The 16,968-nt window shown below is 43.1% G+C and carries 8 protein-coding genes; 5 read left to right on the top strand and 3 right to left on the bottom strand.

The window, feature by feature from the left end; translation table 11 throughout:
- Positions 1-164: 164 nt before the first annotated feature.
- Positions 165-2,378, bottom strand: a complete 2,214-nt coding sequence (locus D0T87_RS14825; RefSeq protein ID WP_163175924.1) for a TonB-dependent receptor — start codon at positions 2,376-2,378, stop codon at positions 165-167.
- 16 nt (positions 2,379-2,394) lie between these two features.
- Complete coding sequence (locus tag D0T87_RS14820; protein WP_163175923.1) at positions 2,395-4,725, bottom strand: glycoside hydrolase family 3 N-terminal domain-containing protein; 2,331 nt, start codon at positions 4,723-4,725, stop codon at positions 2,395-2,397.
- Between the two features lie 278 nt (positions 4,726-5,003).
- Here D0T87_RS14820 and D0T87_RS14815 point away from each other — a divergent pair, with 278 nt between their 5' ends.
- The 5 genes from D0T87_RS14815 (at position 5,004) to D0T87_RS14795 (ending at position 15,468) form a co-directional block, all read left to right on the top strand.
- Positions 5,004-5,789, top strand: a complete 786-nt coding sequence (locus D0T87_RS14815) for an NUDIX domain-containing protein (protein ID WP_163175922.1) — start codon at positions 5,004-5,006, stop codon at positions 5,787-5,789.
- A gap of 425 nt (positions 5,790-6,214) precedes the next feature.
- Positions 6,215-8,650 (top strand): glycoside hydrolase N-terminal domain-containing protein, encoded by a 2,436-nt coding sequence (locus D0T87_RS14810; protein ID WP_239063692.1) that lies wholly within the window; start codon positions 6,215-6,217, stop codon positions 8,648-8,650.
- Between the two features lie 170 nt (positions 8,651-8,820).
- Positions 8,821-10,044: a glycoside hydrolase family 105 protein gene (locus D0T87_RS14805; protein ID WP_163175920.1), complete on the top strand. Its 1,224-nt coding sequence runs from the start codon at positions 8,821-8,823 to the stop codon at positions 10,042-10,044.
- A gap of 113 nt (positions 10,045-10,157) precedes the next feature.
- Positions 10,158-11,570 carry a glycoside hydrolase family 140 protein gene (locus tag D0T87_RS14800; protein ID WP_370526858.1) on the top strand — a complete coding sequence of 471 codons (1,413 nt, stop codon included), beginning with the start codon at positions 10,158-10,160 and terminating at the stop codon, positions 11,568-11,570.
- Between the two features lie 43 nt (positions 11,571-11,613).
- Positions 11,614-15,468, top strand: a complete 3,855-nt coding sequence (locus D0T87_RS14795) for a family 78 glycoside hydrolase catalytic domain (RefSeq protein ID WP_163175918.1) — start codon at positions 11,614-11,616, stop codon at positions 15,466-15,468.
- 67 nt (positions 15,469-15,535) lie between these two features.
- Here the strand turns inward: D0T87_RS14795 and D0T87_RS14790 are convergent, their stop codons facing one another.
- Positions 15,536-16,642 (bottom strand): mechanosensitive ion channel family protein, encoded by a 1,107-nt coding sequence (locus tag D0T87_RS14790; RefSeq protein ID WP_163175917.1) that lies wholly within the window; start codon positions 16,640-16,642, stop codon positions 15,536-15,538.
- Positions 16,643-16,968: the final 326 nt, after the last annotated feature.

The raw sequence follows: 16,968 nt of genomic DNA, 5'->3' as shown, positions 1-16,968 counted from the left end.
CACCTTTTATATTCCACCACCCCGCCCTTCGGGCACCCCTCCTCTAAAAAAGGAGGGGAGTTCCATGCGGCATCGTGAATCTGGCTACGGCGCCTCGCCGGTTCCCCTCCTTTTTGAGGAGGGGTGCCCGAAGGGCGGGGTGGTGGAATTTTGGAATAAGTAGTTTAAAACTTATACTTCACCCCAAACTCTACTGTAAACGGGCGGATGTAAGTTCCTGAAAGGACAGCACCTTCCATATCTTTAACCTCATCACCAGTTAACAAGTCGGCTCCTGAAATTGTACCTTGTGCACCTCGTTGGTTGAACAAGTTTACCACAGATGCACTAAGTTCCAGGTTTTTACCCAGGTTATAATTAGCACCAGCGAATGTTTCCCAACGACCTTTGAAGGTCAGTGAATTGGTTAGGTTGGCATATTCTTTACTAAAATACCGTGCGCTGGCCCATATTCTCAGGTCTTTCCATTGATAACTTGGGTCGATTTCTAATAATATTTTGGATACCCCTGTTACGGTATTGTCATTAAAGTTGTAGCTGACAGGTGTTTCACCATTTCCAAAGTCCACAGTACCTGCATAGTTTTTATACTTAGGAGCTTGTATAGTAAACAGGAAGTGCAGATTGAAATTCTTAAAAGGATTGGTAACGATATCCGTTGTCCATCCAATGGTTTCAATGTCATACGATACGGTAGGGCGAGCTACTGTTCCTGCTGCACTGGTAAAGTTTACGGTTGAGCGATATTCATCCCGTTTAATATAAGTCGCTTTCGATACCACATTAAATAACGGATGATTGAAGAACACTCCGAAACCAGCTCCTGGAATTTTAGATTTTTTCAGGTTAGGCTCATTGCCCGCCGAGTAATTCTCAAGATGTCCGGCTTGTTCATTGTAAGTCACTTCACCAAGCAAACCAAAACGGCTGGTCATTTTATATACTGCGCTAGCCATGAATGCTTTATTGAACCAATCTTTATCAATATCTGTTTTCTCCCTTGATAAATAGGGAAGGGTGCTACCTTCGTTTTTCTTATTATCAATATAATTACCTCTCAAGCTCTGATACTCAAAACGGGCTCCGAGGTTCAATGTCAATACATTAGCAATATCCCATTTATCAGTTATGAATAAAGCCGTTTTATTCTCGGTACCATCATGATATTCATTCATCCCATATACTTCGCTACCCGGTATACGTTGTGGGTTGGCTTCTACGGTTTGCGAATAGATAGCCCCTTCAGTTGTGAACTTATCAACATCATAGATCCATTGGTTTAAACCCACTTTCCAATCGTGGTTACCCGATTTCTTTCCCACTTCAAATAAAGAAGTTAATGATTTGATGGGTGTTTTTCTTGATGCCAACGCCATTACACCTTGTACATTTCCTGTTTTTTCATTTCCGTTTGCATCCGTATAAGTCTGCTCCATGATACCGGTCATGATTGGAAGATATAGGCCCGACTTGGCAGAATGCAACCGGATGATATAATTGAAATATAATCCACTGTCGAATGTATTCTTACCAATGAAATCCAGTGTGTGCGATTTAGAACCATAGTCTTTAAGCGCGTCCCGTTCTGCAATCTGGCCGGTTTCGGCATCTTCTACTGTAAACTTCTGACCGGAGAGGTAGCTATCGCGACCAATCTTGAAACCGTCTAACTCGGATACCGATCCATCCAGATGATAGATGTAAGGAGCATATTGTGACATGGTCATAGACTTGGTATCTGCATACTTGTAAAACGCTGTGATAGACCCTTTACCTGTACTGAATTTATAATCCTGCGTCAGGGCTATTTTGTATAACTGCATCTGGTCGTTGTAATACCGGTCAATATCATTTTTGCTCACCTTGTATGTTCCCGGATCATAGTTTACATAAGCACCTACAGAGTATTTTAATCCTTTGTTATTTAGCGGACCGCTAACATTGGCTGTTCCGTTCAATAGTCCGAAGTGATTAGAGTTGATACCGATGTTCCCTTGAAATTTATCGGTACCCATATTATCATATGTACCCACAGAGAAACCAACATCACCAATATTGATTGCGGTTTGTCCCAGGTCGAGGAGCTTAACTCCATTCGTCATGCCATCCATTCGCCACGACTTGAAGGGCATTTCCGGCCAAAAGAAATAAATTACAGGCAGATCATTTTCCAATACCGTGGTACCTCCCACACTGGCAGGTAATCCGATATTTACATTACGTGGACCGGCGTTAGCCGATGCTGCATTGAGCATTACATTACGATCTGCCTCTTTTACTTTGGTGGTATCTGCTTTAGCTGTTTGTTGGGCATATATATTTCCACTTCCTAATAAAGCGGCGATTGCTACTAGAATACTTATTCTTTTTGTTTTCATAAAATCGTTTTTCAGGTTATTTATTTAATCCATATTTCGCAGTACGTGCATCTTTGATTACGCCGGACCAGTTCAATCCATAGCCGAAATCATACACGTTACCTTCCGTATCTTTATGGCATTGCATATCGAATGGTAAGTCTTCTTTTTGCTTTTCAACTTCCATCATATTAGCCGGCATCTGCATAGGCAGTAATCCGGATGGTTCATATGCTCCTGAAATAACATCAAGAACAGCTTGTTCGGTGACAGAGAAACGGATAATAATTCCATCTACCTTATCTTCAAATTCATTGAATATCATTCCTTTGGATAGGTTTGCTACGACGATAACAGGCTTTCCGTTCATCATTTCCTTCGTTGCCAGTACCGTATTCAAATCCGTAGTATTGGAAGCCGTAATTGTTTTTCCTTTGTAAGACCGGTTGGTTATTGTAGGATCAACAACCGGGTCGCCTGCTGCTATACTATGATCGCGGGCATATTCTGCTGTATATGTTCCATACTGCAATGAGATAGGCACATAACCATTTCCCCCTTCTTTACGGTCATTCTTATCGTAACCGCCTCCGTCATTGTTGGTGAAAGGTCCCGAAATGAATACGATGGCAAAATCTGCTTTGGAAGGGTCTTCGGTTACATTGTAGTACTTCTTCACCATGTCAAGGTTGGCTGGCATATCCAATCGGGGTTGTGACCAGTTTCCCCACCAATCTTTTACTGAAGGAGAGTAAATCTTAGGGATATACACTGTTTTTCTTTCTTTGATAGGCAATATGTTTTCCTTATTCTTCAACATCACGATGGACTTTAACTGTGCGGTGTAACCTTCTTGCATAAACTCCGGGTTACCTACAATTTGAGCAGTCTCATTCGGATCAAGATATGGATTTTCAAATAATCCCAAACGGAATATATTTCTTAGCAAACGTACAGCAGATGCTTCAAAACGCGCTCTCATAAATTTCTTTCCATGTTCTTTGCTCCCCATCTCATAAGCTTCTACAATAGGACCTTTTTCATTGTTACCACCAAATTGGTCCATTCCTGCCATAAGGGCAATGTAATGTCTTTTGGCGATGGTTTTATCTTCTACTCCCCAGGGCTTTCCGGCAAAATCTCCCGGTGTTACTCCTTCGTTACCTGTAATCATCCAGTCGGTACAAACCACACCATCATAATTGTATTTCTCTCTGAGTAAGTCGGTTATGATATATTTGCTGAAGCCATTTGCCAGGTTGGTACCATCTTCGGCTTGGTTATAGGAAATTGTATAGTAAGGCATTACGGCAGAAGCCATACCGGTTTTACCATCTAGTTTGAATGCGCCTTCTGTGAAGGGCTTCAAATGCGTTTCAAAGTTGTTTCCCGGGTATACGGCAAATTTCCCGAATGCCCAGTGCCCGTCACGGCCTGCTTCACCTGTAGCTCCTCCCGGCCAGTGCTTCGCCATGGCATTTACGCTTTTGTATCCCCATCCGTCGGCAATTTCATCTTTCCCGGTCGATGTCTGGAAACCATCAATATATGCACGGGCCATATCGGTAGACAAGGCAGGGCTTTCGCCGAAAGTCATACTCGAACGATACCAGCGTGGATCGGTGGCAATATCAATTTGTGGTGACAATGCAGTTCCAATACCTAAAGCACGGTATTCTGTGGCAGCTATCTGGCCGAATCGTTTTATGAGTTCCGGTTCAAATGTGGCAGCCATTCCCAGTCCATCCGGCCATACGGATATCTCACCACCAGCTCCTGCATTGAATTCGGCAACAGTTGAACCTGTTACTTGTCCGGAGTGGCGAGGGTCCGAACTATTGTTTGCCGGTATCCCGAATCCCAGTCCTTCTACATAGGCTTGCATGGTGTTGTTCCATTTTGCTGCAATTTCAGAACTCTTTACTCCAACCAGCAATACGTGGCGAAGATTATCATCTTTCAGGAATACTTTTTGATTGTCGGATAAATCCCATGGATTTGCACCGCTTTGAGAAAAAGGTTTCCCCCCATATGTATCCGCTGCAAATCCAACTTCATTGGCTGGAATAGCCTGGTGACCACTATAAAGCATCAATCCTGCAATTTGCTCTATATTTAGGCGTTGAGCTAAATCTTTTGCACGTTCATCTACAGGCAGGCGCCAGTCTTCGTATGCATCCAGTTTTCCATTCTTATTTAAATCCTTGAATTTTAATCCGTCCTTTGTGATGATCTTGACGCCCGAAGAGGGAGAATAGCCCAATGTTGCGCCATTCTGGTTTTCTACTGTTACGTACTGGTTCGCCTCTTGTGCTTTTCCAGTAGTTAATGCTAGTAATACAGATACTGAAAGTAATAGTTTTTTCATTTTATTACTATTTGGTTATTAAATAAAGGTATATGCTTGTTTAAACAATTCAAGCGTATAGTGACGTATTTAAGCGTCAATATGACGCAAATATAAGAAGAGTTTTTGAATTGCAAATATTAAATGCGTTAATTTACGCATTAATGCGTTTTTATTGGAGTCTAACTAATTGATAGATAGTTGATTATATTGGTTATGTTTAAAAACATGATTTAAAAAGTGGTCGTTTTTCTTGTGATTTGCGTTAAGTTTCCTATTTTTATAAAAAATATAGTAGTATGAGCACGGACAACAGTTATAATAAGAAAGTACTTTCGATTGATGCAAGCCAGATGCTTCCTGGTGTTTCTATAGATTGTGTAATATTTGGTTTCCATGAAGGAGTACTGAAAATACTATTAAATAAATTTGATACTCACAATCAATGGATGCTGCCTGGCGGATTTGTTGGGATACGCGAGGATGTTGATGCGGCGGCATATCGTATTCTGAAAGAAAGAACCGGTTTACATAAAACTAATTTGATACAATTCCATTTGTTTGGTGATTGTAATCGAACAAATATTGAAGAGAACCGGCGAATGCTTGCCGAAAATAACTTTGAGGGCGATTCTGCTCATTGGTTTGCACAGCGTTTTGTGAGTGCAGGCTATTATGCTTTTGTAGATTTCTCTAAGGTAAAGATCAAAGACAAACCTGAAGACAGGACCCACTGGCATATGCTCAATGAGATTCCTGATCTTTATTCCGATCATAATAAAATTATAAAGAAGGCGATTGATGTTATTCGCCTTCATCTGGGATATATCCCTATTGGTTTTCATTTACTCCCGGATAAATTTACGATGTCCGAATTGCGTGTTATCTATGAGACTATTCTGGGTGAAACACTCGACAGACGGAATTTCCAGCGCAAAATGTTGGCTTCCGAGTTGGTGGTTCCGTTGGATGAAGTGAGTAAAAAATGGGGAGTAAAGAGTGCCGCTTTGTTTACTTTCAATAAAGAAAGATACGAAAAACTTCTAAAGAGTGGTTCTCCATTGCTTGGTTCTTCTAAAATATAAGAAGCCCTTAGTGCTATAATCAGAGTTCCATAAAGATATATGTTTATACCTCTTAATCATCATTGATATATCATAGTATATTATTGTTGTTATCTCCTAGAGATATGATTACCAACATGTACATGATGGTAGCCTTATCTCTAGGAGATAATGAAATATATTAAGGAGATAGCCTTTGAATTGACTCTGTATAGGGCTTTGCACTTTTCTTTCGTTTTTTACATGCAAAAAACGAAAGAAAAGCATGCAAAAAACGAAAGTTTTGCATGGGGTTGTTAGCTGGGGTACATATATTGGGAGATAACTGATTACAGAATGTGTATTTTAGCGTCATCTTATATAATGTGAAGGTGCACAAATTCAAATTCAATATCATAATGATTAGAAGACTTTTCTTATCTATTTGCTTATTACTGTTGGCAGGTATGGCCCATTCGGGTGAAAAAGAAGTGTATAAACTGTGGTACGATCGTCCGGCGCAGGTCTGGACAGAGGCTCTGCCTTTGGGTAACGGGCGCTTAGGAGCTATGGTTTATGGTAATCCGGCAGTGGAGCAGATCCAACTGAATGAAGAAACAATCTGGGCTGGTAGCCCGAATAACAATCCTAATCCGGATGCGTTAGAGTATATCCCTAAAGTACGTGAACTCGTTTTTCAAGGTAAATACCTTGAAGCCCAAACGCTTGCTACGGCGAAAGTTATGTCGCAGACAAATTCGGGAATGCCTTACCAGACTTTTGGAGATTTGCGTATCTCGTTTCCCGGACATGTGCGTTATGAGAATTATTATCGTGAACTGAGTCTGGATTCGGCGCGTGCTGTGGTGACTTACCGTGTGGACGGAGTAAATTATCGCCGGGAAACAATCACTTCTTTTTCCGATCAGGTAGTAACTGTTCGTCTTACGGCCGACAGACCGGGGAAAATAACCTGTAACGCTCTTCTTACTACTCCACATCAGGATGCATTGATTGAAACTGAGGGTAACTGTATAAGTCTTTCCGGCGTAACTTCTACCCATGAACGTCAGAGTGGAAAGGTGAAATTCCAAGGACGTTTATCATCCAAAACCGAAGGCGGAAAAGTAATTTATAAAGATGGAGTTATCTCATTGGAAAATGTGGATGAAGCTGTTTTTTATGTCTCTATAGCTACTGCTTTTAATAATTATAAAGATATTAGCGGCGATCAGATCGCTCGCGCCCGTGGTTATCTGGAAAATGCAATGACTAAAGATTATCAGGAATCTAAAGCAAAACATATTACTTTTTTCAGGAACTATATGGACCGGGTATCTATTTGTCTGGGCGAAAATAAGTATGACGATGTGACCACCGATATGCGTGTGCAGAATTTTAAAGAAACAAACGATGCGCATCTGGTGGCTATGTATTTCCAGTTCGGACGTTATCTCCTGATTTGTTCTTCTCAGCCCGAAGGGCAACCAGCCAACCTGCAAGGTATATGGAATGACAAGATGTTTCCATCCTGGGATAGCAAATATACTTGCAACATCAATGTTGAGATGAATTATTGGCCTGCTGAGGTTGCCAATCTGAGCGAATTGCACGAACCTTTATTACGTATGACTCGCGAGGTGAGTGAAACGGGCCGGGAAATTGCAAAAGTGATGTACGGCGCTAACGGTTGGGTATTGCATCACAATACAGACATCTGGCGTATTACCGGTCCGGTAGACAGAGCACCATCGGGTATGTGGCCTTCGGGAGGTGCCTGGTTATGCCGTCACCTTTGGGAACGTTACTTGTATACCGGGGATATTGAATTCCTGAAGTCTGCTTATCCGATAATGAAAGAGGCGGGTATTTTCTTTGATGAAATTATGGTTTATGAACCTGCACATAATTGGTTGGTAGTTTGTCCGAGTAATTCTCCTGAGAATACCCACTCGGGCGGCGAGGCGCCGCGGCCAAGTTACCATGCGGGTAGTGGGGGTAAATCGACTACAGCTGCTGGGTGTACCATGGATAATCAGTTGATCTTTGATCTCTGGAATTCAATCATTACTACTGCCCGTTTGCTTGATGTAGATCATGAATTAGCCGATCGTTTAGAGAAACGGCTTACCGAGATGGCTCCGATGCAAGTTGGGCACTGGGGGCAATTACAGGAATGGATGTTCGACTGGGATAGCCCAAATGATGTGCATCGCCATGTGTCACACCTTTACGGACTTTTCCCTAGTAATCAAATCTCTCCTTTCCGTACACCGGAACTATTTGATGCTGCCCGCACTTCGTTAATTGCCCGTGGCGATCCGTCAACCGGATGGAGCATGGGCTGGAAGGTTTGCCTTTGGGCGCGTTTACTCGATGGTGATCATGCTTATAAACTGATAACCGATCAACTCACCTTGGTGCGTAATGAAAAGAAAAAAGGAGGTACTTATCCTAATTTGTTTGACGCTCATCCACCTTTCCAGATTGATGGGAATTTTGGCTGTGCTGCCGGGGTAGTGGAGATGTTGATGCAAAGTCACGATGGTTTTATTTACCTGCTTCCTGCACTACCTAATTTATGGCAAGAAGGAGAAATTAAAGGTATTGTTGCCCGCGGTGGTTTTGAACTGGATTTAAGCTGGAAAAATGGTAAAGTAGAGAAATTGGTTGTTCATTCCCGGCATGGTGGCAATTGCCGTTTACGCTCGCAAAACCCATTGTCAGGGAAAGGACTAAAGAGTGCGCGTGGTGAAAATCCCAACGAGTTGTATGCTGTTCCTATTGTGCCACAACCATTGGTAAATGAACAAGCAAAATTAAATAAAGTAGAACTTGCTAAAACATATTTGTACGACTTGGCTACACAGGCTGGTAAATCGTATACAATTATTGGACGGTAAGTTTGTTTAAAATGGATTGAAAAGGAGTGATTTACTGTAGGGGCGGTTCGCGAACCGCCCAATGCCCAGAATACACAGGAAACCATTTTCGGGCGGTTCGCGAACCGCCCCTACAGCTAATCATTTACATCATAACCAATCAAAACTGAATATAAATAATTAAATACCCAATGAAGAGAATAACTAATTACTTATCTTTCTTTTTCTTACTAACCATAACCCTATCCGGTTGTGCAGAAAAGAAAACCGATAACGAACTTTGGAGTGAACGTATGGCTCGTTCCGAGATGAAACGTTTCCCTGAGCCCTGGATGATTGAGAAAGCCACTAAACCCCGTTGGGGATATACCCACGGCTTGGTAGTTAAGGCAATGCTCGAAGAATGGAAGCATACCGGAAATAAAGATTACTATGATTACGCCAAGATCTATGCCGATAGCCTGATCGACGCAAACGGTAAGATTTGTATGAACTACCTATCTTTTAATATAGATAATATCAACGCAGGTAAAATCCTTTTTGATTTTTACGAGCAAACCAGTGATAATCGCTATAAGGTTGCTATGGATACCCTGCGTAAACAAATGGTTGAACAACCCCGCACCAAGGAAGGCGGTTATTGGCACAAACTGAAATACACTCATCAAATGTGGTTGGACGGCATCTTTATGGCTTCTCCTTATTTGGCAGAATATGGTACTGTATTTGGTGATACCACCGTATACGCCGATGTGATTAATCAAATCACTTTGATTGCCCGCCATACCTGTGATCCTGAGACGGGCTTGTACTATCATGGTTGGGATGAAAGTAAAGAACAAAAATGGGCCGATCCCGTAACCGGATGTTCGCCTAACTTCTGGAGCCGTAGTTTAGGTTGGTATGCCGCAGCTTTGGTTGATGTTTTAGACTATCTGCCAAAGGAAACAACCGGAAGAGAGGCTGTTCTATCTATTATAGAGAACCTGGCCACATCACTGGCGAAGTATCAGGATGCAGAAAGCGGTACCTGGTATCAAGTAACTATCGAAGGCAATCGCGAAGGAAATTACCTTGAGTCTTCCGCAACTGCCTTGTTTGTGTATTTTTATGCTAAAGCAATAAATCAAGGCTATATCGGACATGAATATGAGCCGGTTGTGCGTAAGGCTTTCGATGGTATGATCAAAGAGTTTATTCGTGAGGAGCCTGATGGTACATATACTATTACAAACTGTTGTGCGGTAGCCGGACTTGGTGGTGATTCACGCTATCGTGATGGTAGTTTTGAATACTATATCAGTGAGCCTGTTATTGATAACGATCCTAAGTCTGTCGGTTCGTTTATCCTTGCGGCGATTGAATACGAGAAGATGACAGCCTCACCCCAACCCTCTCCAAAAGAGAGGGAGTAGGCTGTGGGTAAAGTAATGCACTAAATTAATAAAATAATACTCATATGAAACAAAGATTGATTATACTGACTATCTTATTCTCCCTTTCCTTTGGAGAGGGCTGGGGTGAGGCTATGCGGCTTTCTGCCCAGAACTATATCCCCTGGGCGCATGGTAAATTGAAAGTATCCGAAGAAGGACGTTATCTTAAACATGAAGACGGAACCCCATTCTTTTGGTTAGGTGAAACCGGTTGGTTGCTTCCACAACGCCTCGACCGGGATGAAGCCGAGTTCTACCTGGAGCAATGCAGACGCGCCGGGTACAACGTTGTACAGATTCAGACGTTGAACAATGTACCTTCCATGAATACCTATGGACAGGCTTCGCACATTGACGGATACAACTTCAAAGACATCAATCGAAAAGGTGTGTATGGATATTGGGACCACATGGATTACATTATCAAAACCGCTGCCCGTAAAGGTATCTATATCGGTATGGTATGTATCTGGGGTAGCCCTGTAGCCCGTGGCGATATGGATGTGAAACAAGCGCAGGCTTATGGTAAGTTCCTGGCCGAACGTTACAAAGACGAACCTAACATCATTTGGTTTATCGGTGGTGATGTTCGTGGCGATGTAAAAACCGAAGTTTGGGAAGCATTGGCAACGAGCATCCGTGCTATTGACCAGAATCATGTGATGACTTTCCACCCGCGTGGAAGAACCACATCGGCTACCTGGTTCAATAATGCCGACTGGTTGGACTTCAATATGTTCCAGAGTGGACACCGCCGTTACGGTCAGCGGAAAGGTGATGGCGATTACCCGATCGAAGAAAATACTGAAGAAGATAACTGGCGTTTTGTTGAGCGTAGTCTGGCTGCAAAACCGATGAAACCTGTTCTTGACGGCGAACCTATCTACGAAGATATTCCTCAGGGATTGCATGATCCGAACGAGACTCGCTGGAACGATGCCGACGTTCGTCGTTATGCATATTGGTCGGTATTTGCCGGTTCTTTTGGGCATACCTACGGTCATAATTCGATTATGCAGTTTATCCGTCCGGGTGTTGGAGCAGCTTACGGTGCAACGACTCCCTGGTATGATGCATTGAAAGATCCGGGTTTCAACCAGATGAATTACATCAAAAATCTGATGTTGACTTTCCCATACTTTGAACGTATCCCGGATCAGAGTGTGATTGCCGGTACAAATGGCGAACGTTATGATCGTGCTATTGCTACCCGTGGCAATGATTACCTGATGGTATACAATTACACCGGACGTCCGATGCAGGTTGACCTTAGCAAAATCAGCGGCAACAAAAAGAACGTATGGTGGTTTAGTGCAAAAGATGGTAAACTGACTTATGTAGGCGAGTTTGATAGCAAAGTTACTACGTTCCAGCACGATAGTGGATATGTCAGCGGCAACGATCAGGTACTTATTGCTGTTGATGCGTCTAAAAATTACTTGTCCAAAGATTGGATGGAATTGCCTACAGCCTCACCCCAGCCCTCTCCAAAGGAGAGGGAGTAGGAAGTAACTCTGATCACAGCTATAATAATTAAATGCATATAGAATGAGATTACGTATCATCTTCTTTTTTTCTCTTCTTTTTTTTACTTTAAGTGCGCAGCCATCCCCCTCTCCTTTGGAGAGGGCTGGGGTGAGGCTAGAATTCTTACGTGTTGAACAATTAACACAGCCTATAGGTATAGACACCGAAACTCCCCGTTTGAGTTGGCGTCTGACTTCCGGTCAGCAAAATGTTATGCAGACGGCCTATCACATTCTTGTCGCTTCATCTCCCGAATTATTGGCAAAGAATGAAGGCGATCTTTGGGATTCCGGAAAGGTTAACTCCGATGCTTCACATCTGATACCTTATGCCGGAACTCCGATGCAGAGTAACCTGCGTTGTTACTGGAAAGTAAAAAGTTATACGACTAAAGGGGAGACTGCTTGGAGTGAACCTGCCGAATGGATTATGGGATTGCTTGGCGAAACCCATTGGAGAGGACAATGGATTGGTATGGACGCTCCGGCACCCTGGGACAGCGAAACGCAATGGAGCCGTCTGAGTGCCCGGTATCTTCGTACGGAATTCAAACTGGCAAAAGAAATCAAACAGGCTACGGTTCATATCTCCGGCTTGGGAATGTATGAGCTCTTTATTAATGGCAATCGGGTGGGAGAGCAGGTTCTGGCTCCCGCACCGACCGATTATCGTAAAACTGTTTTGTATAACACCTTTGATGTAACTTCTTTGTTGAGTACAGAAAACGCTATCGGTGTAACGTTAGGTACAGGGCGCTTTTATACGATGCGTCAGAACTATAAACCATATAAGATACCAACCTTTGGCTATCCTAAAATGCGGTTGAACCTTATTGTAGAGTATACCGATGGCACCAAAGAAACTATCGCTAGCGATACCGGGTGGAAGCTTACAGCCGATGGCCCGATCCGTAGTAATAACGAATACGATGGCGAAGAATACGATGCACGTAAAGAACTTGGCGATTGGGCCAAAGTGGGTTACGATGATTCATCATGGAAACCTGCGCAGCGTGTAGCTATTCCGTATGGTACTTTACGGGCGGCTATGTCGCCTAATATGAAAGTTGTAGACACCGTTAAACCTATTACCATAAAGAAACTGGGCAATAAGTATATTCTCGATATGGGACAGAACATGGCTGGTTGGATACGTATGAAGGTAAAAGGTGCTGCCGGCGATAGCATTCGCCTTCGTTTTGCCGAAACGCTAAAAGAAGATGGTGAACTATTTGTCCGTAACCTTCGTGATGCCCGCGTAACCGATATATACGTTGTTCGGGGTAATGAGAAGAAAGATGCCGAATGGGCGCCCCGTTTTGTGTATCACGGATTCCGTTATGTAGAAATCATTGGATATAAGAATCCTACATTGAATGATTTTATTGGCGAGGTAGTGAGTGATGAAATGGCTATTACCGGTTCATTCGAATCATCCAACGCCATCCTGAACCGGGTGTATAAGAATGCTTATTGGGGTATTCTTAGCAATTATAAAGGTATGCCGGTAGACTGTCCTCAGCGTAACGAACGCCAGCCCTGGTTGGGCGACCACGCCATGGGAGCACGGGGCGAAAGTTTCATGTTCGATTGCGGTAACTTGTATGCCAAATGGATGGATGATATTCGCGATGCCCAGCGTGAAGATGGTTGCATCCCCGATGTGGTTCCGGCCTTTTGGAATTATTACTCCGATAACATGACCTGGCCTGCCACTCTACTCATTAATTGTGATATGCTTTATACTCAATATGGTAATATATCGCCTATCATTAAGAATTATCCGGTTATGAAGCGTTGGTTGGAGCATATGATGAAAGAATATATGACTAAAGACTACATCATGACCAAAGATAAATATGGCGATTGGTGTGTGCCTCCCGAATCACTGGAGTTAATCCATAGCCGTGATCCTCAACGTCGTACAGACGGTACATTGATTGCAACGGCATACACTTGCAAAATGCTGGATTATATGATCCGCTTTGCTCGTTTGCAAGGGTTAACTGATGATGTTGCACAATATGAGTCTTTGCACGCCAAAGTAAAAGATGCATTTAATCAACGTTTCCTGAAAGTTAAAGAAGGCACTTCGCTTGTTCCGGGACATATGTTGTTCCCCGATAGTATTTTCTACGATAACAATACGGTGACTGCCAATATTCTGCCATTGGCATTCGGCCTTGTTCCCGAAAAGTATAAAGCCGAGGTAGAGAAAAATGTGATCCATACTATTATTACTACGAACAAAGGGCACATCAGCACCGGAGTGATTGGCACCCAGTGGCTTATGCATCAACTCAGTGAGATGGGACGTGCCGACATAGCTTATCTGCTGGCAACGAATAAAACGTATCCGAGTTGGGGGTATATGGCAGAGCAAGGGGCTACTACTATCTGGGAATTATGGAATGGTAATACGGCCAACCCCGAAATGAATAGCGCTAACCATGTGATGATTCTGGGTGATCTTATTTCCTGGTGTTATGAGCATCTGGGGGGCATCCGTAGCAGTTCCGATAAAGTGGGCTTCAAGCATATTGTTTTCCGTCCCGATTTTGAGGTGCAGGAATTAAGCAAAATCAATACTTCTTATATAACTCCTTACGGAAAGGTGGCGAGCGAATGGAGTAAAACGCCTACTCACCTCAGTTGGACGGTGACTGTTCCGGCTAACTGTACGGGTGAAGTGCATTTACCCAATGGCAGGATAGAACAAATCGGATCGGGTACTTATCAATATGACGTTATTATTCCGACACGGGATAAAGCGATTCTGAGTGATGAATTCCTTTATGAACAAGCTGCTTTTCCTGAATGTCATGGTGCAACGATAGCCGAAACTCCTGAGGGTGATCTTGTTGCTGCATTCTTTGGCGGTACCAAAGAACGTAACCCCGACTGTGTAATCTGGGTGTGCCGCAAACCAAAAGGTAGCGACATATGGACCACCGGCGAGGCGCCGGAGCCAGGTTTAGCTAACGCTGACCGTTGGTTCCATGCGGACGGCAAATCTGGCCACCTTACCTCGGAGACTTGGATACCTTCATCGGAATGGGCACCTGACAGTGAGATGCATAAACATAAGAAAGCTTATTGGAATCCGGTATTATTCCAATTACCCGAAGGAGAGCTGCTGCTCTTCTATAAAATAGGGACTAGAGTGGCTGATTGGACAGGACATCTCATTCGCAGTAAAGACGGTGGAAAGACCTGGAGTAAGTCAGAGCAACTTCCTGATGGATTCCTCGGACCGGTGAAGAATAAGCCGGAATATATTAACGGTAGGCTCATCTGCCCGTCTAGTACCGAGGGGGAAGGTGGATGGAAGATTCATTTCGAAATATCCGACGACCGGGGGAAGACTTGGCGTAAAGTTGGTCCAATCTCTGCTGAGGAGGGGGGCGAGTCGCCCCGGACAGATATTCCTACGGATCATAAAATCTATGTTATCCAGCCCAGTATCCTAAAACATAAAGATGGACGTTTGCAAGTGCTGGGGCGTACGCGCAACGGTTATTTGGCTACGAGTTGGAGCAGCGACAATGGCGATACCTGGAGTAAGGTTACATTGACCAATGTCCCTAATAATAACTCCGGAACGGATGCCGTGACTTTGCAGGATGGGCGTCACTTATTGGTATATAACAATTTCCGTACATTGCCGGGAACTCCTAAAGGTCCTCGTACACCGCTGAATGTAGCTTTGTCTGATGATGGAGTAAACTGGAAAGAAGTTCTGGTACTTGAAGACAGTCCGATAAGTCAATACTCTTATCCTTCGGTGATACAAGGGAAAGACGGAACAATACATGTTGTGTATACATGGAGAAGACAACGGATTAAATATGCTAAAATCTCTCCAACAGTAGAGTAGAAATAGGAAGGTGTGTCATAAGTGGATTACCGACTTAGGACACACCTTGATTCTCTTTTCAGAAGAACTACTTTGGTTGTTCTGCTTCCTTATCCTGACTATCTTTATTTCCTCCAACAATATCTGCTATGGCTTCTGTCTTTTCCACATAAAGCGTTTGAGATGGGAATGCAAAGTTCAATCCGGCTTTGTTGAATGAAGTCAAAATCTCCAGATTAATATTTGAGTTTACCTTTCCGATATCTCCTTTCTTTTCGATAAAGTAAATGAAAGTAATAACCAGTGCAGAGTCCAGGAAATCAGAGAAGTTGGCCACTATGTCCTTAGGCGAAACATATTGTACTCTGTTAGGCATATCCCTCAATATATTCAGGGCTTCGTTCATTTTCTCGGGAGTTGTGTCATACGTTAACCCTAGTTTCAGGACTACCCGTCTCATCGGTTCGGAAGATATGTTCTCTACGGATGCATCCGACACTTTGTAGTTGGGGAAGGTAACGATACGTTTGTCGTATGTTCTCATTTTCGTACTGCGTACACCCACATCAATAATCGTGCCTTCAAAACCATCTACTTTGATGGTATCTCCTATGCCGAAAGGCTTGTCGGTCAGGATGGTGAATGCTCCGAATATATTCTTTATCGTATCCTGGGCGGCCAAGGCAAATGCGATACCACCAATACCCAGTGTTCCGAGTAGTGCGCTGATGTTTACCCCAACATTGCTTAGCGCCATGACTATACCGATAATCCAGACCACGACGAGAATGGTACGTCTTACTACAGGCATCATTCGGGTGGTTACTTTATGGCTCGAACCGTTTACCCAATACGTATCAATCATACCGTTGAGCAATCGTGCAAATAACCAGGTGATATTTAATACAATCAGTATCTTGTATGCAGCATCAACAGCACTGACGAAACCATCGGGATAAACCAGGCGATGAATGGCAATCCACAAACCGAGCAATACGATGGCAAACACGATGGGAGGTTCGATGGAGCCGATAATGATATCGTCCAGCTTGTTCCTTGTCTTTTTAGTGTAAGGTATCAGTACCTTTTTATTCAAGTACGAGATTAGTTTTGCTAAGATTACTGTAACTACGATGATAATACCTGAAATACCCCAGTTCTCGACGGTATTTCCCCAAAATTCATATTCTAACATAACTATAATATTTTATATATTCTGCTAATATAAACAGCCGGGAGATGTTTTTTGTTCTTTTCCGGAAAAAAGTTGTTGTTCGATGTTACGTTTTCTATTCAACATCCGGGATACGATGGTGTTGATTATGCAGAATACAGAATTGAAGGAAACACACTTTATGAACAAAGCGGTGGCTTGAAGTTTGTGTATGAGTATAAGTTTACAAAAAACACGCTTATCATAGAACTTATAGAATCTGATGGTCTTTTCTGTGGAACCGGATTAATGCATCTCGGAATATATAAGAAGGTGAAGTAGTCATAAAGTCGCAAGTGTGGGCAAAA

This window comes from Bacteroides sp. 51 (assembly GCF_010500965.1).
In the GTDB taxonomy this organism is placed as follows: domain Bacteria; phylum Bacteroidota; class Bacteroidia; order Bacteroidales; family Bacteroidaceae; genus Bacteroides.
This window is presented reverse-complemented; position numbering and strand designations above follow the sequence as displayed.

Excerpts from the sequence above, each read along its gene's own strand:
- D0T87_RS14805 (WP_163175920.1), top strand. The coding sequence starts at position 8,821 with ATGAAGAGAATAACTAATTACTTATCTTTCTTTTTCTTACTAACCATA.
- D0T87_RS14820 (WP_163175923.1), bottom strand. The coding sequence starts at position 4,725 with ATGAAAAAACTATTACTTTCAGTATCTGTATTACTAGCATTAACTACT.
- D0T87_RS14790 (WP_163175917.1), bottom strand. The coding sequence starts at position 16,642 with ATGTTAGAATATGAATTTTGGGGAAATACCGTCGAGAACTGGGGTATT.
- D0T87_RS14810 (WP_239063692.1), top strand. The coding sequence starts at position 6,215 with ATGGCCCATTCGGGTGAAAAAGAAGTGTATAAACTGTGGTACGATCGT.
- D0T87_RS14795 (WP_163175918.1), top strand. The coding sequence starts at position 11,614 with ATGAGATTACGTATCATCTTCTTTTTTTCTCTTCTTTTTTTTACTTTA.
- D0T87_RS14815 (WP_163175922.1), top strand. The coding sequence starts at position 5,004 with ATGAGCACGGACAACAGTTATAATAAGAAAGTACTTTCGATTGATGCA.
- D0T87_RS14800 (WP_370526858.1), top strand. The coding sequence starts at position 10,158 with ATGCGGCTTTCTGCCCAGAACTATATCCCCTGGGCGCATGGTAAATTG.
- D0T87_RS14825 (WP_163175924.1), bottom strand. The coding sequence starts at position 2,378 with ATGAAAACAAAAAGAATAAGTATTCTAGTAGCAATCGCCGCTTTATTA.